The organism is Arthrobacter sp. UYCu511 (assembly GCF_040547105.1).
In the GTDB taxonomy this organism is placed as follows: Bacteria; Actinomycetota; Actinomycetes; order Actinomycetales; family Micrococcaceae; genus Specibacter; species Specibacter psychrochitiniphilus.
Genome location: NZ_JBEPPB010000007.1, coordinates 89317 through 112161, shown reverse-complemented (window position 1 = coordinate 112161; position 22845 = coordinate 89317). Strand labels below are relative to the sequence as shown.

At 60.4% G+C, this 22845-nt stretch carries 21 protein-coding genes; 5 read left to right on the top strand and 16 right to left on the bottom strand.

Annotated elements, in window-relative coordinates; genetic code table 11:
* Positions 1 to 78 precede the first annotated feature (78 nt).
* Positions 79 to 1596 carry a TIGR01777 family oxidoreductase gene (locus ABIB48_RS11380; protein WP_354213029.1) on the top strand — a complete coding sequence of 506 codons (1518 nt, stop codon included), beginning with the start codon at positions 79 to 81 and terminating at the stop codon, positions 1594 to 1596.
* 21 nt (positions 1597 to 1617) lie between these two features.
* On the opposite strand, the gene ABIB48_RS11375 is transcribed toward ABIB48_RS11380, so the two are convergent.
* Complete coding sequence (locus tag ABIB48_RS11375) at positions 1618 to 2874, bottom strand: MFS transporter (RefSeq protein WP_354213028.1); 1257 nt, start codon at positions 2872 to 2874, stop codon at positions 1618 to 1620.
* Positions 2875 to 2938: 64 nt separating this feature from the next.
* Between ABIB48_RS11375 and ABIB48_RS11370 the strand changes: the two genes are divergently transcribed.
* On the top strand, positions 2939 to 4132 hold the full coding sequence (locus ABIB48_RS11370; RefSeq protein ID WP_354213027.1) for a MalY/PatB family protein: 1194 nt from the start codon (positions 2939 to 2941) through the stop codon (positions 4130 to 4132).
* A 68-nt stretch (positions 4133 to 4200) separates the two neighbouring features.
* Here ABIB48_RS11370 and ABIB48_RS11365 read toward each other — a convergent pair whose 3' ends face one another.
* On the bottom strand, positions 4201 to 5094 hold the full coding sequence (locus ABIB48_RS11365; RefSeq protein ID WP_315914570.1) for a LysR family transcriptional regulator ArgP: 894 nt from the start codon (positions 5092 to 5094) through the stop codon (positions 4201 to 4203).
* A gap of 97 nt (positions 5095 to 5191) precedes the next feature.
* Between ABIB48_RS11365 and ABIB48_RS11360 the strand changes: the two genes are divergently transcribed.
* On the top strand, positions 5192 to 5800 hold the full coding sequence (locus ABIB48_RS11360; RefSeq protein ID WP_354213026.1) for a LysE/ArgO family amino acid transporter: 609 nt from the start codon (positions 5192 to 5194) through the stop codon (positions 5798 to 5800).
* 70 nt (positions 5801 to 5870) lie between these two features.
* Here ABIB48_RS11360 and ABIB48_RS11355 read toward each other — a convergent pair whose 3' ends face one another.
* From ABIB48_RS11355 to ABIB48_RS11290, 14 genes are all read right to left on the bottom strand, one after another.
* Entirely contained in the window at positions 5871 to 6278 is a 408-nt protein-coding gene (locus ABIB48_RS11355) for a hypothetical protein (protein ID WP_315914567.1), read from the bottom strand.
* 111 nt (positions 6279 to 6389) lie between these two features.
* Positions 6390 to 7373 carry a GmrSD restriction endonuclease domain-containing protein gene (locus ABIB48_RS11350; protein ID WP_354213025.1) on the bottom strand — a complete coding sequence of 328 codons (984 nt, stop codon included), beginning with the start codon at positions 7371 to 7373 and terminating at the stop codon, positions 6390 to 6392.
* Positions 7374 to 7547: 174 nt separating this feature from the next.
* The gene (locus ABIB48_RS11345; RefSeq protein ID WP_315914565.1) at positions 7548 to 8363 is read right to left on the bottom strand and encodes an HAD family hydrolase; all 816 of its coding nucleotides are present in this window, start codon (positions 8361 to 8363) and stop codon (positions 7548 to 7550) included.
* Complete coding sequence (locus tag ABIB48_RS11340; RefSeq protein ID WP_315914564.1) at positions 8360 to 9529, bottom strand: cysteine protease StiP family protein; 1170 nt, start codon at positions 9527 to 9529, stop codon at positions 8360 to 8362. Before ABIB48_RS11340 ends, ABIB48_RS11345 begins: the two co-directional genes overlap by 4 nt.
* 77 nt (positions 9530 to 9606) lie before the next feature.
* A complete protein-coding gene (locus tag ABIB48_RS11335; RefSeq protein ID WP_315914563.1) occupies positions 9607 to 11076 on the bottom strand; it encodes a phosphoribosyltransferase domain-containing protein in 1470 nt (489 codons plus the stop codon).
* Between the two features lie 26 nt (positions 11077 to 11102).
* Positions 11103 to 12284, bottom strand: coding sequence for an HpcH/HpaI aldolase/citrate lyase family protein (locus tag ABIB48_RS11330; protein ID WP_110105748.1), 1182 nt, complete (start codon positions 12282 to 12284; stop codon positions 11103 to 11105).
* A 49-nt stretch (positions 12285 to 12333) separates the two neighbouring features.
* Positions 12334 to 13236: a hypothetical protein gene (locus ABIB48_RS11325; protein ID WP_354213024.1), complete on the bottom strand. Its 903-nt coding sequence runs from the start codon at positions 13234 to 13236 to the stop codon at positions 12334 to 12336.
* A 10-nt stretch (positions 13237 to 13246) separates the two neighbouring features.
* On the bottom strand, positions 13247 to 13798 hold the full coding sequence (locus tag ABIB48_RS11320) for a TerD family protein (protein WP_170120930.1): 552 nt from the start codon (positions 13796 to 13798) through the stop codon (positions 13247 to 13249).
* Positions 13786 to 14343, bottom strand: coding sequence for a hypothetical protein (locus tag ABIB48_RS11315; protein WP_110105752.1), 558 nt, complete (start codon positions 14341 to 14343; stop codon positions 13786 to 13788). Before ABIB48_RS11315 ends, ABIB48_RS11320 begins: the two co-directional genes overlap by 13 nt.
* Before the next feature lie 35 nt (positions 14344 to 14378).
* Positions 14379 to 15572, bottom strand: coding sequence for a toxic anion resistance protein (locus tag ABIB48_RS11310; RefSeq protein ID WP_354213023.1), 1194 nt, complete (start codon positions 15570 to 15572; stop codon positions 14379 to 14381).
* Between the two features lie 114 nt (positions 15573 to 15686).
* A complete protein-coding gene (locus tag ABIB48_RS11305; RefSeq protein ID WP_110105754.1) occupies positions 15687 to 16268 on the bottom strand; it encodes a TerD family protein in 582 nt (193 codons plus the stop codon).
* A gap of 87 nt (positions 16269 to 16355) precedes the next feature.
* On the bottom strand, positions 16356 to 16937 hold the full coding sequence (locus ABIB48_RS11300; RefSeq protein ID WP_110105755.1) for a TerD family protein: 582 nt from the start codon (positions 16935 to 16937) through the stop codon (positions 16356 to 16358).
* Positions 16938 to 17006: 69 nt separating this feature from the next.
* The gene (locus ABIB48_RS11295) at positions 17007 to 17600 is read right to left on the bottom strand and encodes a TerD family protein (protein ID WP_110105756.1); all 594 of its coding nucleotides are present in this window, start codon (positions 17598 to 17600) and stop codon (positions 17007 to 17009) included.
* 47 nt (positions 17601 to 17647) lie between these two features.
* Positions 17648 to 18763: a DUF475 domain-containing protein gene (locus ABIB48_RS11290; protein WP_354213022.1), complete on the bottom strand. Its 1116-nt coding sequence runs from the start codon at positions 18761 to 18763 to the stop codon at positions 17648 to 17650.
* Positions 18764 to 19468: 705 nt separating this feature from the next.
* On the opposite strand from ABIB48_RS11290, the gene ABIB48_RS11285 reads away from it, so the two are divergent.
* Complete coding sequence (locus ABIB48_RS11285; RefSeq protein ID WP_354213021.1) at positions 19469 to 19993, top strand: hypothetical protein; 525 nt, start codon at positions 19469 to 19471, stop codon at positions 19991 to 19993.
* Positions 19994 to 22825 carry a VWA domain-containing protein gene (locus ABIB48_RS11280; RefSeq protein WP_354213020.1) on the top strand — a complete coding sequence of 944 codons (2832 nt, stop codon included), beginning with the start codon at positions 19994 to 19996 and terminating at the stop codon, positions 22823 to 22825. It begins immediately after the preceding gene.
* Positions 22826 to 22845 lie beyond the last annotated feature (20 nt).

Below are 22845 nucleotides of genomic sequence, written 5' to 3'. Positions count from 1 at the left end.
AGCAAGCGGCACCGACAATGTGGCCACCGCGCATCAAGAAGCAGACCAAAATGTCACAGGGGTAGGGCAAGATGGGAAATGTCAACAAACTTGGAGGACATCATGCCCGTGTTCCGTTATGAAACGCACCTTGCTCACCCGCGCGAGGAGGTGTTCCGGTGGTTTACCCGGCCCGGCGCCTTGGTGCGGCTCACGCCGTCGTTCTTTGGCACAATTCTGGCCGAGCCCAGCGATGGCATTAATCCAGGCTCGACGGCGGCCATGGGCGTGGGTGCCCCCGGTGGGTTGGGTATGTGGCTGGGCTCAGCAGCGGGGACTGTGCGCGGCATGCTGCCCGCGCGGCTGGGGTGGGCGCGGCCGGAGCTCCGCTGGGATGCCCTGCACACCGAGCTGGTGCCGAACGAAAGCTTCACCGACGTCATGGCGAAGGGGCCGTTGGCATCGAGCTCGCACAAACACAGCTTTTTCGACGGCGATCCAGGCACCACCGTGATGCTCGACGAGATGCATTATGAACTGCCGTCGCCAGTTCGAGGCGCCTGGACACACCAGCGAATGGAGGCGGAACTGGCGCGCATGTTTGCGTTCCGGGAGAGGCAGCTGCGCGGGGATCTCGCATTTCATGCGGCACATTCAGCGGCTGGAGCCGATGACGGTGAGCCGCTCGTGATTGCGGTGAGCGGGGCGTCGGGCCTTATTGGGCGTGCGCTCTGCGCCCTTTTGGGAGGTGGTGGGCATACGGTACTTAAACTAGTCCGCCGTGCGCCACGAAGCAGCGACGAGATTTACTGGAACCCTGAGGCCGGGCACCTCGATACGGCCGGTCTGGCCCGGGCCACTGTGGTGATCCATCTTGCAGGGCACCCGATCGGTGGGAGGTTCACGGAAAGCAACAAGGAAGCGATTTTGCAAAGCCGGGTCCTTGGCACCGGTTTGCTGGCTAAATCCTTGGCCACTCTGGCAGCCGACGGCGTCCGGCGCACCTTGGTGTCCGGTTCTGCGGTGGGGTACTACGGAGCGGATCCGAAGAGTGCGGCAGGGATGAGCAGCCCACCGCCGTTGGTGGAATCGGATCCAAACGGGACCGATTTTCTTGCCAGTGTTTGCCGAAGGTGGGAGGCCGAGTGCGCGCCTGCGGCTGATGCAGGTGTGCGGGTGGTCAATGTTCGCACGGGCATTGTGCTCTCAGCAGGTGGCGGGGTCTTGCAGCGGCTACTGCCGTTGTATTTGGCTGGAGTAGGTGGCCCGCTCGGGAGCAAACAGTGGCAAAGCTGGGTAGGTATTGATGACATTGCGGGAATTTTTGCCCACGCAGCCCTGTCCCAGGACGTCAGCGGTCCGGTGAATGGTGTTGCCCCGCACCCGGTGCAGGCCGCCGAATTCGCGCGCATTCTGGGCAAAGTCTTGCACCGGCCCGCTGTTGTCAAGGTCCCTGCTCTGGGCCCACAGCTCTTGTTGGGAAAGCAGGGTGCAGCGGAACTGGCCATGGCAAACCAGCGGGTTTCGGCTCACAGGATCCAAGATTCGGGGTACGAGTTCCGTCATGGCGATCTAGATTCGGCGCTGTGGCATATTCTGGGTGCGCCACCGCGCTAAGCCAAGATGCTTGCCTGCCGGTTAGCTCACCGGGTCGGAGAGTCTCTGCTCGGGAGCGGATTCCGGTGTGCTGCGCAAGGCGCGCAGCCCAAAGGTGACCATGACGATGAGCACCGCCAGCGCCATCATGTTGACCCAGAAGAAGCCGCCAAGGGCCAGGACAGGACCGGCCAGGGCTGCCATCCCGGCAGCACCGAAGTTCATCATCATGTCATTGGCGCCCTGCAGCGGGACGCGCAATTCATCCGGGGCGGATTGGTTCAGGAGTGAGGAACCGCCAATCAGGGTGGCCGACCAGCCCAGACCCAGCATGGTCAGGGCCACTGACATCAGCACCGGATCGCTGCGCTCGGAAACGACGGCACCAACAGCGATGGCGGCCAAGAAAATTCCGCAACCGATCATGACAACGCTTAGTGCGCCGCGCCTGTCCACTAGCCAGCCAAACACCGGACTTGCCGCGTACATGCCCAAAATATGCAAGCTGATGACGATCCCAATGACTTCCAGCGAATGCCCGTGCGCGTTCATGGCAACGGGAGTCATGACCATCACGCCCACCATGATGGCGTGCCCGCCAGTCACCGCAATGAGGGCAAAAAGTGCGCGCGGGTTGTGGCTGGCCAGCCGAAGTGCACGCCACGCACCATGTGTTTTAGTGCGTTCTTTTGGGGCTATCTGCTGCGAGGCAGGTGGGGTGAGGAAGAAGATTCCCACCACCAGAGCCGCCGTCACGAAGGCAACCAAGGAGAACACGAACGGCCCGGACAAGGGCACCAGTCCCAGGCGGATGCCGAAAAGACGTCCAGGTTCTGACAAGTTGGGCCCGGCTACCGAACCGACGGTAGTGGCCCAAATGACGATGGCCATGGCGCGGCCTGCCTTCTCCGGCGCAGCACCATCCACTGCGGCGTAACGGGCCTGCAGCCCGGATGCCGTGGCCGAACCGAAGAACAACATGCCAACAGCCATGAGCCAAAACTGGCCCATTGATGCGGCGAGCAATACTAGCGCAGCTCCCACTGCTCCAAGGGCGAACCCTGTGCTGAGTGCCCAGCGACGCCCGGCCCGGACGGCCAGATTCGCTAATGGCACGGCTACTAGTCCCGCGCCCAAAGCCGAGGCTGTTTGTACAAAGCCGGATGCCGCTGTGGTGCCAGTCAATTGGGCCGCGAGGATGCCACCCACGGCAACGCCGGAGGCCACGCCAACCCCTGACAGGAGCTGGCCTACAACCAGTACGCCTTGGTTTCGGCGCTGGTGGGAAGTGGTATTCATGGGTGAATCCTTGTGTCATAAGGTGAAGGCAGACCAAACCAGTGTGACAGAGGAGCGCCTAAGTATGAGAACCGCGCAACCCCAGAGATCTGCAGCAGCGGCAGCGTTTGATGCGATTTCGGAGGAGCAACTTCGTAAGGTGGGTAGCCTTAAATGGAGTGAGCACCCTGATTCTCTGCCGGCATGGGTGGCGGAAATGGACTTTGGCCTGGCCGCGCCCATTGCGCTGCGGCTGCAAGAGTCCATTAGGAATGCTCAGGTGGGCTACCTGCCCAACGCGTTGATTCCCGCCATGAGCCGTGCCTGCGCTGATTTCATGGCGGTCCGGCACGGATGGCACGTTCGCGCTGAGAACATCCGCCCCGTTGCCGATGTTCTCACCGCATTGGAAAGTACCGTGCGCTTGTTCACCCCTGGAACCGGACGCATTGTGGTTTTGACACCCGCCTACATGCCCTTCATCTGGCTGCCCGCCACGTACGGCCGCGAGCTCATCCAGGTTCCGATGCTGGCTACCGGTGATGCTTGGGAGCTGGACTTCGCCGCGATTGAGAATGCGTTGCATGGGGGAGATTTGCTGATTTTGTGCAATCCGCACAACCCCATTGGCAAGGTTTACACGCGCACCGAGTTACTGCGGCTCGCTGAGATTGTGCAGCGGCGCGGGGCCCGGGTGTTCTCGGATGAGATCCATGCGCCCCTGGTGTACGACGACGCAAGGCACGTTCCGTACGCATCGCTAAGTGACGCTGCGGCCAGCCACACCGTGACGGCCACCTCGGCGTCGAAGGCATGGAATTTGGCCGGTTTGAAGACGGCGCAAATTATTTTCTCCAAAGCTGCGGACGCTGCTGTGTGGACGCAAAAGGGGGCGGCCAAGGAACACAGCGCCACGCCACTGGGGGTTGTGGCGAATACTGTGGCGTACAGCGAAGGTGCTCCGTGGCTGAGGGATGTGCTTGAGTACCTGGACGCTAACAGGTCTCTGCTGGCGGAACTGGTGGGTCAGCACCTGCCCGGGGCCTCTTTGGTGCGCCCGGCAGGGACGTATTTGGCGTTCATTGACTGCAACGGCCTCAACTTGGGCGGATTTGAGGGCACCCCCACCGAATTCTTCGCCGCGAATGCAGCCGTGGTGCTGACCGAAGGAGGGCTGTGCGGTGACGCCGGTGCCGGTTTTGTACGGCTGAACTTTGCCACTCCCGCGCCGATTTTGCGCAAGCTCGTGGAAGCGATGGGGGCGGCGCTTCCGAGATGATTTGGCGTTGCCGGGCTGGTAGGCGCTGCCGGAAATTAGGGCACGGAGGTGCTTAAGGTCGGAGGTCCTCAAGGTAAGGCTAGGGCTGCGGCCGCGGCCTGGCGGACTGCCGTGCTCAGGAGGTCTAGGGCCGCTGATTGGATCTTCCAACGCTGCCAGTAGAGCGGGATATGTGTGCGATGCCCAGGAACCAGTTCTACGAGTGTTTGTGCCGCGAGCCCGGCGCGGCAGTGTGCCTCCGGCATGAGGCCCCAGCCCACGCCGCGGGAAACGGCCTCGGCCAGTTGCAGGGTGTCCGGGAGGAAGTGCCGGGGCCCGGTCAGTGGTTTTCCGGTGATGGCCGCCGTGAAGTTGCTTTGCAAGGTATCGCAGCGGTCGTAGTTCAACGACGGGGCAGCATTGAGCGCCTCAGCCGAGAATCCCTGAGGAAACCATTTGGCCATGAAAGCGGCCGAGGCCACGCCACGGTAGGTCATGGCGCCTAGCGGCGTTGAGGAGCAGCCCTGGACCGGCTGTTCCGTGGCCGTAACGGCTGCCATGACAATGCCGGAGCGCAGCAGGTCCACGGAATGTTGCTCGTCTTCGCGGATAACCTCCACACCTGGCTGCCCGGACCCCGGCAGGAGCTCCAGCGCATCCAAGAACCACGTAGCCAGTGAATCGGCATTGACCACGACTGTTAACGTGTTGGGTCCGCTCACTGCTAGACCGAGCTCGGTGGCGGCGTCTGCCTCCAATTGGCGCAGTTGGCGTGCCAGTCGGTGAACTATGGTCCCGGCAGGGGTGGGGAGAATGGGGGTGGTGCGCTGGAGTAGAACCTGTCCCGCTGAGCCTTCCATGGCCTTGATCCGCTGCGAGATGGCCGACGGCGTGACGTGTAACTGCTGGGCGGCGGCCTCAAAGGTGCCATGGTCCAGCACCGCTAGGAAGGTACGCAACTGTTCGGTCTGAAAGGTTGACATTAGATTTCCTTAACTTACATGAAAAACATTAGCTGTACTGCTGATCTTTAGCCTAGTAGTTTCAATGCTTGTGACTCCATTAGATATTTTTGCGACCATGACCACCGGCCTAGGTGCTGGCCTAGCCCTCATTATTGCCATCGGCGCCCAGAATGCTTTTGTGCTGCGTCAGGGCATCCGCGGAGAGCATGTGGGCCTGGTGGTGCTGGTCTGCATGCTCAGCGACGTGGTCCTGATAGCTGCTGGCATTGTTGGCATCGGGGCCGTGATTACAGCAGTGCCTGCCGTGGTGGTGGCTGTGCGGCTGGCCGGAGCAGCTTTCCTGATTGGCTACGCTGCGCTGGCGGCCAAGCGTGCAGTGCACCCCGGGGCACTGGTTACGGGCGTGCAGGTTTCAGGGGGGCAGCAAGGTGCGCTGGGCAGGAAAGCGGCCCTGGTGACAGCGTTGACGTTGACCTGGCTGAACCCCCATGTCTATTTGGATACGGTGCTGTTGCTAGGAACCTTGGCCAACCAACAAGGAGAACTGCGGTGGTGGTTCGGTGCCGGAGCTATTGTTGGCAGCGTGATCTGGTTCAGCGCTCTGGGGTATGGGGCAAAATTCCTGCGGCCCATTTTTGCCAAACCGGGTGCGTGGCGCGTGCTTGACGGTTTGATTGCCGCCGTGATGCTTTTCCTGGGCATCAAAATGGCGCTGGGGACGTAGCGCAAGAGAGCGCAGGAAAGTTTTCCCTGAACGGCTGCGGAGCCCACGCTGAGCGTACGGTTCACCGGCCCTAGAAGAAGTCCATCTCCACCTGGAGGAAAGATTCGGCGGATTCAATGGCTGCCGTGAAGGCGTCATCCGCCGTGGGCGGTGTGTTGGGGTTGCGGGTGTACCACTCATGAACTGTTGTCCGGACATGCACAACACCTCCCTGGGCGGGCGCATAGAACAAGCCGAACCGCTGAACTGGCCACTCAGCTGAAGTTTCAATGCCCACTAAAAGTGCCGCATTCAGTGCAGGGTTAAACCATTGCGCAATAGGGCGGCGCCGATCCTCAAAGAACAGCCCGGATGCATAACGGCTTGCCACTGTGGGCCCCATTTCCAGGCACAGCCGGTCCCGCCACAACGGCAATATCTCCGAGTCATGGCGCTGCCACACTGCTGGGACCAGCGGCTGGTCGCTGCGAGAGCTCACACACTAATTTTAGCCAAAAGAGAGCGGCAGTTGCCAGAGGCTGTACCGATTGACCAGGTGTGGCACCCAAATGCGGGTGCGGTAGCGCTGCTAACAGGGTGTCCGGAGGCGTTATTCGCAGCCTACACCGTCGCCGTCGCGGTCAAACTTGGACTGGAACCCCGGGTCACCAACACGGATCGGGGCGGCACCGGCTGCCCGCACGGCAGTACAGTTCTGGTAGTACACATTCGCCGGAGCAGGGGCAGGGACCTCCGCCAGCGGAGCAGGAGCCGGGGCAGGTGCAGGGGCCGGAGCTGCCTCAACCGGGGCCACGGGAGCAACCGGAACCGGTGCAGGCAGAATCACGGGTGCTGCCGGCGCAGCGGTCTGGTTGGTGGGAACTTCAATTTGGGCGCAACTATCCAGCACCTTCGCCATGGCATCATGTTCGGCCTGTGTCACCCAAAGCTTGTAGGTGGCCTTGACGGAAATCTGCCGAGCCACGTACTCACAACGGTAGCCCTTGTTCGGGGGCAGCCAGGTGGCGGCGTCGCCGGCCCCCTTCTGCTGGTTACTGGGACCGTCAACGGCCAGGAGGTTCAAGGGATCGTTCGCCAACGCTGTGCGCTGGTCCTTGCTCAACTGCTGTGCACCCTTTTGCCAGGCGTCATTGAGAGCCACCACATGATCAATTTGAACAGCGCTGCTCGTTGTGGTGCCACGGACAAAGTCAATGGTGACGGCCGTGTAAGGGTCAGCCAAAATTCCTGTCAGGACCATGCAGTCACGGGTGCCTGGCTTAAACGTCTTGGCGCTCAGATCCCGGTCCAGAATGTCATTGCGGGTGTCGCAACCATTTTTATCCACATCCGCCCAAGCCTGCCCAAACATGGCGCGGGTGTAGCCGGTTTTTGGGGCACGGCCCTTGATGGGCAGGGTAGCAAGCACCGTCAACGCCTTCGCAGCGAAGGGAGGCTGTTTGTTGGAGGCTAGCTCAGCCCCGCCAGCATCGGGCGCCACGTCACCGTCCAGCGGGGTTTCATCCTCAGAAGTCGGGGTGGCACTGGGCGTGGCGGTGGGAGAGAAGCTCCCAGCTGGAGACTGCGTTGCCATGCTCGAGGAAGACGAGGCTACAGGTGCACCGCCGCACCCCGTTGTTACTACAAGAACGGAGGCAAGCACTGCTCCCATGAGGAAATCGGTTGCCCGAAGGGAACGGGTGGTGCGGACAGCAGTCAAGGCGCAGTTCTCCTGAAAAGTGAAGGGGTATCCCTTGAGCTTACCGCGTCAGTTAGCGGTGACTTCGGCCAGGATGCTGCGCAGAATTTCCTCACCCGCAAGAACACCGCGTACCGAGGTGAGCCGCAAATGCGAGGCCCGGTAGTCGGCGTCGTGCAATTCTCCGTGAAGGGGGCGGAAGGCGAGGTGGGCGAGCTCCAGCATGCCCTGATCCAGCAGCGAATCACCGGCGGAAATGACGTTCCCAGTGCCCGTCCGCGAGACTACTTCTGCCAGGGCGGCGCGTTTGTTAATGGGCTCAGGGACGCAATACAACTTCCGGCCCTGCACCGAAACGCGCCAACCCGCCGTGGCGCAAAGGTCCACAAGCTCGCTCAGGAAGGCCTCAGGCATGGCTTCCCGGTCAATGATGGCGTAGATAAACAGGTCCTCAGCCTGGCGCAGCCGCAGGATCCACGGCGCAAACTCCGGCTTGGAAAGGTGCGCCTGAATCTCTTCTAACGGTGCGCAGCACGCCCTCAAACTGGCTATCAGCTGCGCGTTCCACGCCGTGTCCGGCGTGCCGTGATGCAACAGCACCCCACCATTTGAGGTGATGGCATATTCGGGGACAGGGCCCGGCAGTTGCACCCGCTGGTACTGGGCCTGCGTACGTGTGGTCGCGGGGACAAAACAGGCAAGCTGCTGTACCAAAAGCAGCAGTTCCTGAGCTGTTCGCGTCATGAAGGACAATGGGGCACCCTCATAAACCTCTGCAACCACCATGGCCGGGGCATCCTTATCGGCACCAGTGAGCCAGAGCGCGTTTTTGGAATAAATGAGGGTGCGGTCCAGATCGCACGCCACAACAGAGGAGTAACTCATGCGTTGGGCACCGCTTTGCCGTCGGCGCCCACAGCGCTCTTATCGAACTGCGGATGGATCAGGCCCACACAGCTGTACGGCAGGCCCGGGACTTCCTCCACAGGGGTGCCGCGCTGTTGCGCCAGCAACAAAACATGGGCCACGTCGGCCCTCGCCTCCGGGTTGACCAGCACCTTCCATGGCACCCGCCGCAGCAGCACCCGGGTGGTTTCGCCCACGCCAGGCTTGACCAGATTGACGTTGTTAATGCCATATTCGGTGCTGATCCGTTCCACTGCCGCCCACCCAATCCAGCTGGGGGCAGGTGCCGCGGTTAGGTGTTCTTTTGCCAAACGCAGCGCGTCGGGACGGACCTGTGCAAAGTGGGTGCAGACGGCGTCGAGGAAGCCGTTGGAGACATCATTGGGAGCCAACTCGGAGTAGAACTTGGCACCGTGGAAATCATGCGGATCAATGTGGTCCACGTTGTACACGGTGCGTGAAACCAGCCCGGAAACCGTGGAATTCAAACAGGCTGACGGAATGAGGTAGTCCTCCCGGGTGCCGAACATGGATACGCAGTGTCCGGGGTCCGCCAACACGGCCAGATCGTCGGGGAAACGGATCCCGGAACGTGCGGCGAAGTCATCCAAGGCTGCGCTCAGCTCACGGGAAATAGCGCCTTTACCGGTCCAGCCATCTACAAAGAGAATCCTTGCGGGGTCAAAGTTGGCTGCTAAATAGCGCAGCGCCGTCTGGTCCAAGCCAACACCGCGCACAATGCTCATGGTGAAGTGCTCCAGTTCCAAGCCGTGGATCTCCTTGGCCCAACGCCGCATCAAAATACCTATGGGCGTGCCCGCACGGGCCAGGGAAACCAGCACCGGAGCGTTGTTGCGGGCGGCCAGAGCCAGCTCGGTCACCACTCCCACGGCCGTGGCAAGCCGTGCACCGGCCCGGGTCACGGCCTCGGTGTAAAGCTTCTGATACTCGGGGCTCGGAGAGTATTCCACTGGCAGCGACTCGGCGTAGTTGGCGGCACCGGACTGGATGGCGTGTTCACGATCCGCGGTGGGGGCCTCCAATGCCAGGTGGCTGAGGTCCTTCAAGAGCCAGGTGACCTCATCGGAGGCATAGGAGCCAAAAGCAGGCCCGGTCAGGGGTGTTGGCAGGGCAGGCTGGCTCATGATGGACCTCTGATCGACTGGACGGCTGGGTTGGCTGGGCTGGGCTGGATGGCTAGATAGTTGGCTAGCTTTAACGGTTAGGGTGCGGTTCGGGGTGGTGCAGGAGAGTGGGCCGGGAGCAGAATGATCACTGCGTCATCGGCTACCTTCGTCATTGCTTGCGCCATCCCCAAAGGGGCAAGCTCCGGAACGGCACTGTGCACCACGTCGCGGCGGGAGGTGCCAGGTTCCGGGAACACCACCACAGTCCCTGGCCGCTGGCCTGAGCCGTTCAGGTTGTAGGCAAAACGTACGCCGGGACCGTCATGGGTGAGATCATGACTGGCGAATGTCAACGCCCCGGAAATGGCGTAATCATCCCGATCGATGGGCACAATGGGGGAGCGGGTTGTGGTGGAAAAGCGCACGTTATCAGCCGGACGCAGCACCTCGAGCGCCTGCGCCACCGCCAACGGCACGAACATGTTTTCCTCACAGCCCACCACCACAATGGGCCCCTGACAGTCCAGAGCCGCTAAGTGCTCCGCTACGTGCGCCGCAATTGATGCAATGGTGGCGGCGGCGGGTGGGGCAGTAGTGCCAAAACGGTCGCTGCGCACGGGGGTGACATCCGCGGCCGTGAGTTCAAGCGTCGAGAGCCGGCCTCCGGGAAGCGGTACCGTGCCTTTAGCGGCTTCTTGAGGCAGCGTCTGAATTAACGCGCTGGCACGCGCCAAAATGTCCTCCCCCAACTCGATCCGGCCCGTACCCAACGCCGTCACCGAAATTCGGCACTCCAGCTCCTTCGCGAGGGCCGTAAAACGGGCCCGGTCCACTGCGCTGCGCAGGTCAATCAGCGCAGCCACAACATACGTGGAGTGCGGCACCAGGGCGTGCAGTTCACGGATTGTGTTGATGACGGTGGAACCGGTGCTGAACTCGTCATCAACAAGAATCACGGGCCCGTTTCCGTCGAGCCAGTGCGGATCGGTGGGGACCATGGTGTGCGAGGTGGCGTGCGAATGCCCTTCCTCAAAGCCTGCCACTGAGGCTACCCCGGGCGTTGCATGGCGGGTGGAATGGATGTAGTAGGCGCCCAAGGCATTGGCCACGAGCCGCCCCAGCCCGGTGGCCGTTTCGGCATAGCCAATCACCACGGCGTCCGGCACCTGGGTACGCAGCCGCGCCACATGCTCGGTGAGAGCGGCGATGGCCGCACGCCGCTGTGGTGAGGGCGATTGCAGGACCGTGCTCAGAGCTTTAGCAGCCTGAAGTAGCGGAGCAGGGGGTGGGCTGGAGCATGGCGGGTGAGGATCGGCGTCGTCCGCCATGGCCGCGAGCCGGTCCGCGACAAAAGCACCCAAGAGTTCACCAGCAGCAATAACCAGCCCCGGTTCGGTGGGGACATGCTTGGCCAAAACCTGAGAGACCAGCAAATGAGCGCGCTTGGGGTTGCGGCGCAGGGCCAGACCCACCAGATCGGCCACGTCCACGGCGCTAGAGGGGTCGGTGTGAAGGGACACATCCAGTGCCGTGGCAACGAAGGTTCCACGCCACGGCGCGCTCACGCTGTGATCCCTTACTCCATGCCCATTCACGCCATGCTCACTTCGAGGAGGTCCACAAAAGTGATGTCAGCCGCCGCCACACCGAAAGCGTCGGCGCGCACAAGAGTGCGGTGCGCCCACGGTTGGTGTGGTTTCATCTCATTCATTTTGTTGCCATAAGGGGACGCCGCGGCACCGCCGTTGACGTTGCCGGCAATGGCCAGAGCGTCAAGATATTCCTCATGGCTGACAACGCTCATGGCGTGCACTAGAGCCACATGGGTGGGATGGATGACGGTTTTGCCCAGCAACCCGTTGGCTAAATCGAGTTCTATCTCGCGGATGAGAGTGTCCAGGTTGGCTGTCATGATGCGTTGGCGCAATTGAATTTCTTGCGGCCCCACAAACGGGGTGAGCCGCAATTGTGGGCGTAGCACCCTTTCCGTGTTGGCAAAGTGCTCCCAGACGGGGCCGGAGATAACAAAGCCGCTCTCCGGCCGGCCCAGAACGTTCACAATATCGCCAATGACACTAGCCACCACTTTGACGTCGTATATGGTCATATCGCGTGAGCGGCGCAGGCCGAAGGCGCTGGACATGTCCGTAGCGCCAATCCGGACTGAGAGAATGTCCTCCCGGTGGGCGGACAACAAGGCATGAACATTTGTCAGTGCCGTGGCACGGCTTTCGGCATGGATCACGGCCGGTGATTCCAAAATGGGCATAATCCGCAGGCGGTGCTTACCCTCCGTGGTGCCGTCCAATCCGAGCTCGGATTGGATCAGGTGCAGGGCGTGCAGGAATGCGGCCGCCACCCCTGATTCGTTGTCAAACTTGGGGATGACAAAACCTGTCAGGACCCCCGTGCTGGGCCCGGCCCGGCGGGCCACCGAGAGAAGTTGCTCAGGTGTTCTGACCCTGACAAAGAGCAGGGGTAAGGGCTCGTCGCAGGCGGCGAGCACACCGAGCGCAGCGATCACATTTTTCTCGGCGGCGGCAACCTCCGCGTCAGCAATGGAGTCTTCTAAGCACAGCACCATGGACACGCAGCCAAGGTCACGTTGACGGCGCACATCTTTGACCAGATCCGGCCGGTTGGCGGGGGTGTAAAGTGTCCCACCCAAGGCAACGGCCTGCAGCTCGGGGGCGCTATCCGCCGTCAATTCCACCGGCAGCCGGTGGAAAAGTCTCGCTTCTTGGGAGGCTGTCAGGGAGCGGAAGTGTCGCATGTGCTCTTTCAAGGTGCTGCGTGAAGTAGGCATTATTTGGGCGGATACCCTAGCGTCCGTAGGCGGTGGTGGGTGCGCGGTGAGTCATGGAGAAGTCAAACTCCTGCCAAATCTGTAAATCAGACCAGTCGTGCGGAATAGGTTCTGCCCGCAGTTCCAAGACATTACCGATCCTGTGCAGCAGCAGCACCATTTGTGTGCCGTCAGCTGCTGGCGGCAGGGCCACGGACTCCCCGGAATACAGCCGCACTCCCATGGCGGAGCTACTGCGATTGATGAAAATAGCGCGCCGCAGCTCACGGACGTGACGGAGGGAAACCAGGGCATCGCGGCCATGATATCCCACAAGCTCGCGGTTTCCGGAGGTCATCACGGCGGTGCCAGCCTTGTGGCCGTCAACGCTCTGGCCACCAGTCACATGGCGCACGTCCTCCCAGGCCACGGCGGTGCTGCCGCCCACCAGCAGGGTGCCAACGGATGACTCCAGCGCGGATAACCTCAGGACCCGGTCCGCGAGGTTCAATTCAAAAATATCCCGGATGCCAGGTGCCTCGAACAGCAGAGCCACCTCATGGTCCTCACGCCTTGCCTTTTCCCTCTGAGCTGCCAACTTCTTTGCCCTAGGACTCGTGGACGAGTCCGGTGCCGCGCCTCCTAACACCAGTCCGGAGGGCCGCGGCGCCCCGCCCTGGGTGGCGGTTGGTGTGGCCGGTGTGGCTGCCGGTGCCGTGGCTGGTTGACGCAGGCTCAGCGACGGACTTGGAGCCGAAACTGGTGCGGGGGCCGCTGCTGCCGGGGAACGAAGGCTCAGCGAAGGGCTTGGAGTGGAAGCTGGTGCGGGGGCCGCCGCAGCCCGAATTGGTGCCTGAGCGGGAGCCGGTTTGGCGGTGCCTGGCTTGACCCGGCGACGCAAGTACGGAAGATCTGTGCGTGGAGTTGAAGGAATGTTCACGTCGGCGGGCCTACAGGCTGATCCCGTAGTCCTTGGCCACCCCGGCCAGGCCGCTGCTGTAACCCTGGCCCAAGGCACGGAATTTCCAGTCGTCGCGGTGCCGGTAGAGTTCGCCGAAGATCATGGCAGTTACTGAATCCAGCTGACTAACGGCAAGATCAAAACGGACAAGCTCGCGGTTCTCAGCCGTGGCTACACGGATGTGGGCGTTGCGCACTGCCGCAAAAGTGCCTTGGCCGCGAAATTCCGGGTCAACGTAGGCCAAAAAGATGATCTTGGAAATATCCTGCGGAATCAGGCTCAACTCAACATCGATCTGTTCTTGATCGTTGCCGCCCACAAACGTCACGGAAGCATCGGCGCTGACAAGCTGGTTGAAAAATACCAGATGCTCATTGGAGACAGCCTTGCCGTCTGAATCGCACATAATGGCGAAGGGGACCAGCTCTGCCTGCGGGCCATGGCTCGGGATGGTATCCCAACCCATGGCCACAAGAACCTGATTCAGGCCCGGGTTTTCAGCTGTCAGGGCCGCATTGGCCCCCGCCACTAGTGATGCCACGATTGGCCCTCCAAACGCAATGGATCTCTCTCTGTTGGGGGTGGTTGAAGCTGCAGCGCAGCGTCCTGGGCCGAGAACTTGTCAGCCAAGAAACGCCCATGAGTGGAAAGTTCCTCCACGGCGCCAATGCGGATCTGATTCAGCAGGTCCGCCAGAGTCAGTTGCAAAGTGGCCAGTTGCTCCGCAAAAAGGAACGTTGCGGGGGACTCTTCGTCATGGTGTGCAGGAGGCAGCGCCAAGTAGGCCTGTAGCGGGGTGGGGACGTAGCTGCAAATCATGGCGTTGAGCAGCACGCGCTGCTCCGTGGAGCAGCCTCTTATGCCAATATCAGTCACGGCCTCGCGCATCAGGTCTCCCAAATGCCGCAGCTGCGAGGTGATCAAAGGGGGAAGCCTGCTGCCGGAACGGCGCACGGATGCCCGCAAATTGTCCACGGAAAGGCCCATTTGGGCGATTTCCTCCGCCACCGGGTCAACTGCAGGTGAGGCAGGTGTTTGGGGCGCTTGGCCACCGCCAAACCTGCCCCCCACAAAACGGCCAATCATTGCTTTACCCTTGCTTCGTCGTCGTACGTTTCAGCCTACTCGCGTTCTGACTGGCGTGAACGCTCCAAGTACGGTTTTGCCTTGGCAAGACCGTCCTCGAGGGCGTGCACAGTGCCTTCCATGTTTTTGGCGGCCGATGCGCGGAAGGTATCAATGGCGTCCATGGTCTCAAAGACGTTGTCGAAGGCCTTCTGCAGCGTCTCAACGCTGACACCGGAGCTGGCAGCCTGCTGGTGGATGCGCACCGTCTGATCCTTGAGCATCTCTGAAGTCTTCAAGATCATGTTGTTCGTGGTGGTGTTGATGGCATCGATCTGATCCAGCACCATTTTCTGGTTCGCCAGGGCCTGAGCCACAATCACGGCCGTGCGCAGCGCCGAAATGGTGGTGGTACGAGCCCTGTCAACACCCTTGATGAGTTCTAAGTTGTTCTTGCGGATCAGGTCCATGGCCAGGTAGCCCTGCACCGAAACTGCCAGCTGCGTCAGGATGTCCTGATGGCGCTGGCGGATGGGGAAGAGTACATCGGCCTCAAGCTTTTGAGCCTGCTCAATCTGGCCCGAGGCCCGGGTGGCGTCAATCTTTTCAACACAGGCACCATCCAACGCCTTGGCGAAGACGGCGTATTCACTCAGGCTCTGCATGGTTTCCCACAGCTGGACCTTTTCCCCTGCCAAGGAGGCGTTGTCCTTGAGGAGTTCATCCTGGCCGGCCATGAGCGATTTAATGATGGCATCGAGCTGGGTCTGCGCCGATTCGTACTTCTGGAAGTACTTGGCCATCTTGTTGCCGCCGGGGATGAACCCCAGAATTTTCCGGCCAACACCCAGATCGGCGTTGTTGGGCGTCAAGGATTCCACCGTGCTGCGCAGGTCATTCAAGGTGCCAGCCACCTGGGCCTGGGCACTATTGCCGCTCTTCTTTGCCCCGGCAACAAAAGTTGATGAGCGTTCCAGCATGCGGCTTGAGGCATCCGAAGAGTTGGTCATCTCGCTGCCGGCCAACTTTGAAATACCGTCCACCTTGGTGGTGAATTCGGGGCTGCGGGCATCAAAAGTGGCGATCTCCGCGATGAAGTCCTTGGCCTGACGGTTGATTTCACTCTGACGTTCCATCGGAACGGGAACCATTCCGGGTGCTTCGTCAGCCACGACGATCGCGGGGGCGTCAGGGGCCTTCAGGACAAGAGCGGTTTCGGCTTCGGTGGGAGGGGTCAAAGGAGAAGTCATGGTGAGATCCAATTTTCCAAATAGTTGGAGGTTGCGGCAAATGCTAATTTATGGCTGAAGCCCGTGCCACGCGAAGAGCTGTTGGCACGGACTTCTGCACGCTTGTGCGGGTGGTTATCCGAGCGGGACACCGAAGTCGGTGGCGATCCCTGCGAGGCCGCTGGCGTAGCCCTGGCCCACTGCCTTGAACTTCCATTCGGTGCCGTTGCGGTAAATTTCCGAGAACAGCATGGACGTCTCTGGGGCTGCGTCCTCGCTCAGGTCAAAGCGCACGATTTCTTGCTCATTGCCCTGGTTGACCACGCGGCAGTACGCGCCACGGACCTGGCCAAAGTTCTGACCACGGGCTTCTGCCTGGTCAATGGAGACCACAATGACAATGCGTTCGACGTCGGAGGCGACCTTGGTCAAATCAATAAGGATCTGCTCGTCGTCACCTGCCCCGTCACCGGTGCGGTTGTCACCGAGGTGTGTCACCGAACCGTCCTTGGCAGCGGGCTGGTTGTAAAAGATGAAATCATCGCCGGACCGGACCTTGCCGGATGCGCCGACGAGGAGCGCCGAGGCGTCTAAGTCAAAGGCCTCACCCGTGGTGGTGCGAGGATCCCAGCCCAGGCCGATCAGGGCCTGCTGGAGGCCCGGGTCAGTCTTGGTCAGGGAAAGGTTGTTGCCCTTGGCAAGCGAAAGTCCAGCCATGAGATCGTGTCCTTACGTTGTTAGTGGTCGGCGGATTGCCGGTTGCGCTCGTGTGGTGCGCGGATCATTCCGCGCACCAAAGGTGGACTAGTCCAGGACGATTCCGTAGTCGGTTGCAATGCCGTGAAGGCCACTGGCGTAGCCCTGACCCACGGCACGGAACTTCCATTCGCCGCCGTTGCGGTAAATTTCAGCGAAGACCATGGTGGTCTCAGATGCGGCGTCCTCGGAAAGGTCGTAGCGGACAATTTCGTGGTCATTTTCCTGGTTGATCACGCGGCAGTAAGCGTCACGGACCTGACCGAAGTTCTGGCCGCGGGCTTCCGCCTGGTCGATCGAGACAACAATGACCACGCGGTCAATGTCGGAGGGGACTGTGGCGAGGTTGATCAGGATCTGCTCGTCATCACCGTCGCCCTCACCCGTGCGGTTATCTCCCTGGTGCACAACCGAGCCGTCTTTGGACTCGAGCTGGTTGTAGAAGATGAAATCGTCATTGTTGCGGACTTTGCCGCTGGCAGTGACCAGAATTGCTGATGCATCCAAGTCGAACTGGTCACCGCTGGTGGTGCGCGGATCCCAACCCAAACCAACCATGGCCAATTGCAGGCCGGGATCGGCCTTGGTCAGGGAAAGGTTGCTGCCCTTAGAAAGTGTCAAAGATGCCATAAGAACTGAACTCCTCTAATTACAAAAGTGCCGCTAATAAACTAAAACAAAAGAGCCTTTGGCGAAACCCTACAGTGCGTTGGCCGCGGGCTGGATCAAGTCCATGGCAGTGCGCCCGTTGGCGCGGTCCCCAATGGCCGTGAACTTCCAGCCGGTTCCTTCCCGGGAAACCTTGGACATGATCATGGCTGTGTGTGTGCCGGCATCCGTCAGCTGGAAGCGGGCCACCTCGGGGGAGCCTGCTGTGGAGTCATCGATCAGGCGGCAAAACGCGTTCTGGATGGTGTCAAAGCTCTGGCGGGAGTAGCTGCTGATCACAAAGACAATCTGGGCAACGGCAGGAGAAACCTTGGCCAGGTCAACCAGAATGGTCTCGTCGTCGCCTTCGCCTTCACCTGTGAGGTTGTCACCGGTGTGCTGGGTGGAACCGTCCTTGCTTTGCAACTGGTTGAAGAACACCGTGTCAATAGCCTTGCCACTGGCGTCAAAGAAGATGGCCGAAGCGTCCAAGTCAACATCAGCAGCCTTTTTCAAGCCACCGAAGAGTCCGCGCTTTACCGGGGCTGCAGAGTCCCAGCCCAAGCCCATCCGCACCCGGGTGAGGGCAGCGCCGTCGTTCTTTTTCAGTGAAAGGGCCTGGCCCTTTTGCAAACTAAGTCCCATAACGTTTTGCTCCTAGTGAATAGCAGTGGAAAAAATTGGTTTGAGGGTTAGCGAGAGAGCTGCCCAACAGAGGGTTTGGCAGCCGCAACCCGCTTGTTGCGGACAATAGAGGAAAGGAATGCTGCACCGATGAAGAGGACTCCAATGACGCCTGTCACTATCTCGTTGACCTCGATGCTGATGGTCAGCAACAAGATGATGGCCAGTGCGCCAATGGCCCAGTGGGCGCCGTGGTCAAGGTATTCATAGTCATCCAAGGTGCCTTCGCGGACAAGGAAAACCGTCAGTGAACGGACAAAGATGGCACCGATCAAGCCCAGACCCAGGGCGATGATGATGGGGTCGGAGGTGATGGCGAAGGCGCCGATCACGCCGTCGAAGGAGAACGAGGCGTCAATGACTTCAAGGTAGAGGAAGAGCATAAAGGCGGCCTTGCCAACAGCCTTGCCCACACCCCTATTTGCCTTCTTGGCGATTTTTGCCGCCTCGGCGTCGATATCGTCCGCATCCGAATCACCGTCACCGTCGACGTCGAAAAGGTCACCGAGGCCGTTGACGAGCATGTAGGTGACCATGCCGAGGATGCCCGCAATCAGGACGTCAACCTCCTTGCCGGGACGGACCATGAGGGCCGAGGCAACAAGGATCAGCAGGGCGATCGCCATGGACGCACCGTGCAGACGGCCAATGAACGCCAACGGCTTTTCAAGCCACTTGATCCAGTGCAGCTCGCGTTCTTCGAACATGAAGTCCAGGAACAGCATCAGCAAGAAGACACCACCAAAGGCAGCGATTTGCGGGTGTGCATCATGGAGTAAGTAGGCGTAGCTGCCGGGCGTGTGGATATCGCCCTTTTCCAGTGCGAGCGAGATGGCTTGCACCGGGTTGAGATTGGCCGTAACACCAACAATCAACAACGGGAACGCGATGCGCATACCGAGCACGGCGATGAGAATACCGACTGTGAGGAAGATTTTCTGCCAGAACTCGCTCATCTTCTCCAGAATGCGCGCGTTGACCACAGCATTGTCGAAGCTGAGGCTGATCTCAAGAACACCGAGGATGGCACAGAGAATAAGCGCTTCAACGCCACCGTAGAAGTAGGCGACAATCAGTGCCACCGCGGTGATCCCGAAGGACCAGCCAAAAGTTTTTATGAACACGCGCTGACAAGCTCCTCAAGATATCCCATGAACTGACTCAGATCAGGGATTTGGTCGATCTGGATAGGCGATGCAACGCCTCGCGGCGCTGGCGTGGATCGTGCAAACTCAATTATCTCCATTCACGCTACATATTCCTAATGGTTGGCAACGCTAAAACGTTCCATCATGTCACCGAAACTAGTGACAAACATTGTGCCCTTCCCCACTGACATTTTGCGTTTCGTGTTGTGCATACGGGATTCTCTGGAACGTTCGCAGGTGGCAGCTTGGGCGTTGCGGACGGCATAGATGCGGCCTTGAGGGCCAAGAATGTCTCACCCCCGCCCTAGTGTGGGCAATCAGCTCAAAGGTTCCTACCTTCCTCACTGAAGTTCCACGAGTTCTTTGAGGATTCTTGGGGTTTCTCTGGGCAAATGAATGGTGTGCATGGACAAGGCAGGGGCATGAGCAAGGCGGATCTGATCAGGGCACGGCCCTTTCAGCCGGCTTGGCGTGGCATTAAAGTTCCGGCGTCACAAAAACTCGGTAATGCACCTCTTGAAAGTCTCCCGGGACTTATAGCGGTAGACATTTGTCCGGAGAGTGGTCAAATGCCTACTATTACCAAAGTGATGGCGGTCTCAAAGTTAAGTAACTGTGCGTGCGTTCGCGCGGGAATTTTGCTTTCACTACGGATCGTCCAATATGCGGGGGAGCAGCACCATGTCTGACAACGGAAGGCCATTCGATTTTGGCCAGTTTGGTGGCGCTAGTGCCTCGGGCAATGCGCCCTCACCCGCGGGTGCTTCGGGTAGCGCCAATCCATTCGGTGCTGTTGGTGCTGATGGTGCTGACCGAAATGTCTACGGCGGGTCTACTCCTGCCGGCTTCGGTACTGGCATGGCGGTTGGCGGCGGTCACTACGACGGCGCCTCCGCACTCCTGCGTCCCACCAACGCACCTGTTGTTTGGCTGTACACGGCAGTTGCCACCAGCATCATCGCCATGCTCGTGGCACTCATGCTTGGCAGCACCGCAGCATTCGCCATTGGCGCCTGGATCCTGGCAGGCCCCATTGCGATCGCTTTGGTTGCGGTTTTTTCTATCCAAGACACGCGAGCACGCACAGCCGCGTTGTATTCCTCCAGCGGATTTGTCTCGTGGCTCTACCGCGGGGCCATTGTGCTTAGTCTGATCGCCGTTGTGATCAGCGCCTTGAAGATCGCTGATTGGGTGGGACGAATCTAAATGAAGCGCATACTTTCCCTTTTAGCTGCCACGGCTCTGGCCCTGCCAGTAGCGGGCGTGTTGGCAGCCCCGGCACAAGCCGCTGACGAGTCCCCGGTCCGTCCCGTGACCATGGTTGATGACTTTCGCGCCTGCATTGCTGGTGGTGGGGCCACTGACATGCTGCTTTTGGTAGACGAATCGGCCAGCCTGGGTGACCGTGACCCGGCAAATGCCCGTGTCACGGCGGCAGAGTACCTTGTTAAGCAATTGGCAGGATTCACTGACGGTGCCGAAAGTACGCTCAATGTTTCCATCAGTGTTTTTGCCAACGAGTACCGCAACGTCAAGGATTGGACTGCCCTGACCCCGGCCACCCTTCCGGATCTGCAAGGAAGCATTGCGTCGCTGAAGTCCATGACCAAGGGCATGGAAACCGACTATTGGACAGCATTGGACGGCGCGCGCCGGGACCTGGCTGCGAAGGCCGCTACCAGGGGTGATGCCCCGAGTTGCCAGGCCGTGGTCTGGTTCACCGACGGCGGACTGAACTTTGAACCCCGCACCACCGACGCTGCAAAGAAAGCCTTCGGAAGCAACAAATCCTTCGCACCTGACTTAGAGCTGACCACCCGGAAAAACACCATCGAGGCCGGCAAGCTCGCGGCCGAGGACATCTGCCGCGCCGGCGGGTTAGCCGATCAGCTACGTTCATCCAAGGTGGCCATGTTCGGCATTGGCCTTGGCGGGGCAACCCCGGAAGAGGCTGAGTTTAATTTCATGAAGTCCGTTGCCACCGGAACTGCCGGTAAAGGCGGGACCGAGTGCGGCAAGTTGACCACCCCGATTCCCGGTGAATTCCATCTGGCCAGCGGGATCGACAGCCTACTCATGGCCTTCGACGGCATCAGCTCACCAGGGCGCAGCCCCCTGGTTCAGACAAGCGGCATCTGCCAGATCGATTTCTGCGAAGACCAGGCGCATCGCTTTGTCCTTGATGCCACCACACCTCAGGTCCGCGTGCTAGCCACAGCCGACGCTGATGGCATCACGGCGTCCATGGTGAACCCTGATGGCAAACAAATCCAGTTGCCGCGTGGCGAACTGAACAAGGAAACCAAGCTTGCTGATGGCCAGAACACCATTCTTTACACATGGCTGTCAGAGAAGACGCTGACAGTGTCGATGAAGTCCGGTTCCTCCGGAAAGGGCTGGAGTGGGCTGTGGCAGTTGGGGTTCACCGATCCTGCGGGAACATCCAAAGACAAGGTGTCCAAGTCAAGTGTTCACATCTCGGGAAATCTCCTACCTGTTTGGCTGAATCCGGATGAGACACCCCTGCACGTCGGGGACACCGTCCCGAACGCACAATTTGGGCTCGTTGATCAAAACGGCGATGCCGTTGACGCCACTTCGCTGCTGGGTACCGCGCAATTGACTGCAACGCTGGTCGATTCCCAAGGCAAGGGCACCGTGATTGTCAGGGAATTGGACAAAAATTCATTGGGCACAGCTGCCTCCATGGATTTGAAGGATCTTCCCGTGGGCCCGGCGCAGATGCGCCTATCCCTGACACTGACCACAGCCCCCACCACGTTCAAGGGCAAGGACGTCCCCGGCACCGTGTTGGAGCCGGCCATGGTTTCCGTCCCCGTCACCCTGACTCCACCAGCTGACTTCCCTGTGCTGGGCTCCAGGGTGGACTTCGGCCAGGCCGAGGGCGTGCCCAACTTGAACGCCAAACTGGCCGCTTCTGGTTCGGGTTGTGTCTGGCTCCCGGACGGGCAGGAACTGAAAGTAGTTGCATCGCCGTCGGATATCGGTGGCTCGGCCATCACCCTGGGTGAGGCCAAGTCCGCGGAAAGCTGCATCAGCATCACCTCCGGTGCGGACCTGCCCCTGACATTCAAGGCCGAACATGCGGGCAACGGCTCCATCAACGGGACCATCACCATGATGATCGCCCCCGATGGTGAGCCGGCAAAGGCTATGGCCGTTGAGGTGGCCTTTACCGCAAGTCTGGCCAAGCCGCTGAACACCACCAACTTCATTCTCGCCCTAGTAGTGGCACTGATCCTGGGACCAGGCATCCCACTACTACTGCTCTATGGAGCCAAGTGGCTGGTGGCCAAGATCCCCGGCAGCTCGCTTTCTGCAGAGCTGATCCCCATCACCGTGGCCTACGGGCAGCTTGAACGTGATGGCGGGCCGTTTGCGTTGCGCCCCACTGACCTCGTCCAGCTAGTCCCCATGGAACCGGGCGGAACCCGCTCCCTCAGTATTTTCGGTGTCGACTTCAAGGCCCGGACAGGCCTCTCACCCTTGGGGACCGGCTACGTGAGCGTTGAATCCCCTAACCGGGTGGGTATTTCCTCCGCCTACCCTGGTGCTGACAGCACGGGCACGCAGGCGCGCCTGCCCCTGGCCATCCACAACCACTGGGTGTTACTGCGTGACAGGGGCACCGATCCCCAGGCTGGCTACGTACTCCTTCTGGCCAATGGTGATATTTCAGCTGCGCGCAGGCAGGCCCTGGAAGATGACATCAAGCGCCGTTTGCCCGAAATGCTTGGCAGGCTCAACGAAGCTGCCACCGAACCCGTTTTGGAGCCGGCACTCGCCGGAGCCGGCGGTGATGGTGGCTTCGGGGGATTTAGCCAGAACACAGGCCAGGGTTTCGGCCAAGATGCCAACCAGCAGCAGGGTTTTGGGCAGGGCTTTGCATCAGGGCCTGCCCAGCAGCAGGGCTTTGGCCAAGACCAGAGTTGGGGGACGCCTCCGGGGCGGGTTCCCGGACCTGAGGAAACACCGCCTGCTGGACCGTACAACCCTTGGGGACCACCTGGTGCCTAGCGCCTGCAGACTCACCTTCT

Bases quoted from the DNA above. Each gene is read 5' to 3' on its own strand.
- ABIB48_RS11380 (WP_354213029.1), top strand. From the start codon at position 79: ATGTCAACAAACTTGGAGGACATCATGCCCGTGTTCCGTTATGAAACG.
- ABIB48_RS11375 (WP_354213028.1), bottom strand. From the start codon at position 2,874: ATGAATACCACTTCCCACCAGCGCCGAAACCAAGGCGTACTGGTTGTA.
- ABIB48_RS11370 (WP_354213027.1), top strand. From the start codon at position 2,939: ATGAGAACCGCGCAACCCCAGAGATCTGCAGCAGCGGCAGCGTTTGAT.
- ABIB48_RS11365 (WP_315914570.1), bottom strand. From the start codon at position 5,094: ATGTCAACCTTTCAGACCGAACAGTTGCGTACCTTCCTAGCGGTGCTG.
- ABIB48_RS11360 (WP_354213026.1), top strand. From the start codon at position 5,192: ATGACCACCGGCCTAGGTGCTGGCCTAGCCCTCATTATTGCCATCGGC.
- ABIB48_RS11350 (WP_354213025.1), bottom strand. From the start codon at position 7,373: ATGGCAACGCAGTCTCCAGCTGGGAGCTTCTCTCCCACCGCCACGCCC.
- ABIB48_RS11345 (WP_315914565.1), bottom strand. From the start codon at position 8,363: ATGAGTTACTCCTCTGTTGTGGCGTGCGATCTGGACCGCACCCTCATT.
- ABIB48_RS11340 (WP_315914564.1), bottom strand. From the start codon at position 9,529: ATGAGCCAGCCTGCCCTGCCAACACCCCTGACCGGGCCTGCTTTTGGC.
- ABIB48_RS11330 (WP_110105748.1), bottom strand. From the start codon at position 12,284: ATGCGACACTTCCGCTCCCTGACAGCCTCCCAAGAAGCGAGACTTTTC.
- ABIB48_RS11315 (WP_110105752.1), bottom strand. From the start codon at position 14,343: ATGATTGGCCGTTTTGTGGGGGGCAGGTTTGGCGGTGGCCAAGCGCCC.
- ABIB48_RS11310 (WP_354213023.1), bottom strand. From the start codon at position 15,572: ATGACTTCTCCTTTGACCCCTCCCACCGAAGCCGAAACCGCTCTTGTC.
- ABIB48_RS11305 (WP_110105754.1), bottom strand. From the start codon at position 16,268: ATGGCTGGACTTTCGCTTGCCAAGGGCAACAACCTTTCCCTGACCAAG.
- ABIB48_RS11300 (WP_110105755.1), bottom strand. From the start codon at position 16,937: ATGGCATCTTTGACACTTTCTAAGGGCAGCAACCTTTCCCTGACCAAG.
- ABIB48_RS11295 (WP_110105756.1), bottom strand. From the start codon at position 17,600: ATGGGACTTAGTTTGCAAAAGGGCCAGGCCCTTTCACTGAAAAAGAAC.
- ABIB48_RS11285 (WP_354213021.1), top strand. From the start codon at position 19,469: ATGTCTGACAACGGAAGGCCATTCGATTTTGGCCAGTTTGGTGGCGCT.
- ABIB48_RS11280 (WP_354213020.1), top strand. From the start codon at position 19,994: ATGAAGCGCATACTTTCCCTTTTAGCTGCCACGGCTCTGGCCCTGCCA.